This window comes from Bradyrhizobium sp. (genome assembly GCF_049798375.1).
GTDB lineage: Bacteria > Pseudomonadota > Alphaproteobacteria > Rhizobiales > Xanthobacteraceae > Bradyrhizobium.
Genome location: NZ_JBARGP010000727.1, coordinates 1 through 2,709 on the forward strand (window position 1 = coordinate 1; position 2,709 = coordinate 2,709).

Here is a 2,709-nt window from a genome sequence, read left to right on the forward strand (position 1 = left end):
GGCCGTGAAGATTGAGCGGCAGGGTCTTGCGGTCGTAGACGACGCGGATCGCTAGGTCGGCCTCCCGGTTGGTCAGATTGACCAGCTCGCCGGACGACAAAATATCCATCTCGATGTCCGGATGCAGGCGGGCGAAATCGGCGAAGTCCGGCATCAGCAGGTGTGTCGCGAGCGGCGGTGCCAGCGTCACCCGCAGCAGCCCGCGCACGCCCTGGTCGCGCCCGAAGACGCGCGTCTCCAGCAGATGTGACGACGCTTCCATCTGGTCTGCGAATTCGAGGACCTCCTCGCCCGCGGCCGTCATGCGATAGCCCGAGGGCAGCTTTTCGAACATCTGCGCCCCGAGGCGCTGCTCGAGCTGGCCGATACGTCGCAGCACGGTCGAGTGGTTCACATCGAGGCGCTCGGCGGCGGCCCGCACCGAGCCTCCGCGCGCGACGGCGAGAAAATAACGAACGTCATCCCAGTCGATCATGGTGCAATCCGGCACCATGCGGTGCGCCTTCCAAAGCCCGTGTCGAGCCCTTCGAACCGCAATATGGCGATCATTGCGCCCGATGTCGATGATTGCGGCCCCATTCCGAACGTCGGACACAGGTCGTCGGGGCCGACATGGTCGTTCGGCCGGATCGATTTCGCACCACCGATGTGCGCACTTCCGCACTCAACCCCTGACACCGGCGGACCCATCTCCAGGTTCTCGGGGCACCCCCGAGCGACCGAAGACGGAGTTTGAAGGAAAGTCATGGGAAAGCTTGAAGGTAAGGTTGCAGTCATCACGGGTGGATCGAGCGGCATGGCGCTGGCGAGCGCCAAGCGGTTCGTCGAAGAAGGCGCGTACGTGTTCATCACGGGCCGTCGGCAGGACGCGCTCGATGAGGCCGTCAAGCTGATCGGCCGGAACGTGACCGGCGTGCGCGGCGATGCCGCCAATCTCGACGACCTCGACCGCCTGTTCGATACGGTGAAGCGGGTCAAGGGCAAGATCGACATCCTGTACGCGAGCGCCGGCATCGGCGAAGCCGTCCCACTCGGCGAAATCACCGAGCAGCATTTCGACACGACCTTCGGCCTGAATGCGCGCGGCACCCTGTTCACGGTGCAAAAGGCCTTGCCGCTGTTCAACGATGGCGGATCGATCTTCATGACCGGGTCAGTTGCTTCGATCAAGGGTTTTCCTGGTTACAGCGTCTATGCGGCGAGCAAGGCGACGTTGCACGCATTCGCGCGCGGGTGGCTCAACGAGCTGAAGGGCCGGAATATCCGGGTCAACGTGCTGCATCCGGGACCGATCGCCACACCGATGCAGGACCAGGTTCTCACCGAAGAGGCGAAGCAGATGTTCGAAGCCCTGATCCCGCGCGGAAAGATGGGTCGTCCCGAGGAAATTGCGGCGGCCGCGCTGTTTCTCGCTTCAGACGATTCGAGCTTCGTGAATGGACTGGAGTTGTCCGTCGACGGCGGCTTCTCGGCGATCTGAAATCGCGCCGGCAAATTACTATCAACATGGATCGGAGAACTATCGTGAGCTATGCGATTATAGGATTCGGTGCGGTAGGCCAGGCTCTCGCCCACGCCTTCGCCCGTCAAAATGTCAAGGTTGCCGTCGCGAGCCGCCGCCCACCTGAGGCGTTGGCATCGCAGGCTCTGATGATTGGGCCCACTGTGGTCGCCAAGTCGCTGCGCGATGCACTCGAGGCCGACACGATCATGTTGGCGGTCCCGTTCGCCGAGCACCGCGCGGTTGCGAAGGTGCTGCCGAGCTGGGAGGGCAAGACGATCATCGACGCGACGAACACCTATGGCGTTGCCCCTGAAGAGCTGGACGGCCTGCCCTCCTCCGCCTTCGTCGCCAAGGCGTTCACCGGCGCCAAGCTCGTCAAAGGCTTCAATCACCTGGCTGCGGCCACCCTGGCTGCCGATCCGGTCGTCGAGGGCGGTCACCGCGTGGTCTTTCTTTCAAGCGACGACGAGGACGCGATCGCGCCCGTAGCGGCCTTGGCCAAGCAACTCGGGTTTGCACCCGTCAAGCTCGGCAAGCTCAACGAGGGTGGCGCGCTGGTGCACGCACGCGGCCGCGTTTGGGGACCGCTCATCTTCCAGGATCTGTTCAAGAAGCAGCAGTAGTCGATCGACACCCCTGTGATCGATGCCGAGAACCTGTTGCGCGCGCTGATTTCATCGAGCAGCGCGCGACCACCTGCTGGCCGCGGAAGCGTCATCTGTTCAACCTGTCAAACAGCGAAGGCGTGAGTTCGCGATCTCGCGGCGCAGATCGCGCCCGAGCTTTGGATCAGGTCGGCCCTCGTCTCGAAAAGAGGGCGCAGGGAAGACCGGGTACCGGCTGATACCCGCGGTCCGCGTGCAACAAAAAGCACGCGGCAGAACCACAGGTCAGCCCAATAACCGGCCTTCCCTGCGCAATGGTTTGAACGGTTTATATGCGATCTCCCCGGGGACCGGCTCGATTGCCCCCGTCGCCTTGCGGATCATCCCCCGCTCGGCTTGACCTCAGCACCGGGAGGCCAGGACCACGCGATTTCACCGTCGCATCGGCTTGTTCGTCCGCATGATCTGAGATCACGCTGCAAACCGACGCGCCCACCGCATCCCAGGCTCGACGTTCGTGACGATCGCGAAACGCCCCTCTTGCGAGCCGGGACGCGGAGAAATGTGGACTTGATTTGCCCGACGACACAAGCCGAGCGC

3 protein-coding genes are annotated in these 2,709 nt (G+C 63.3%); 2 read left to right on the forward strand and 1 reads right to left on the reverse strand.

From position 1 onward, the window contains the following. Window positions 1-475 (reverse strand): LysR family transcriptional regulator (locus WA702_RS28145; protein WP_425113812.1); only part of this gene is annotated, 475 nt, incomplete at its 3' end. Between the two features lie 270 nt (window positions 476-745). On the opposite strand from WA702_RS28145, the gene WA702_RS28150 reads away from it, so the two are divergent. After that, on the forward strand, window positions 746-1,480 hold the full coding sequence (locus WA702_RS28150) for an SDR family NAD(P)-dependent oxidoreductase (RefSeq protein ID WP_425113813.1): 735 nt from the start codon (window positions 746-748) through the stop codon (window positions 1,478-1,480). 44 nt (window positions 1,481-1,524) lie between these two features. Then, window positions 1,525-2,127, forward strand: coding sequence for an NADPH-dependent F420 reductase (locus WA702_RS28155; RefSeq protein ID WP_425113814.1), 603 nt, complete (start codon window positions 1,525-1,527; stop codon window positions 2,125-2,127). Window positions 2,128-2,709 lie beyond the last annotated feature (582 nt).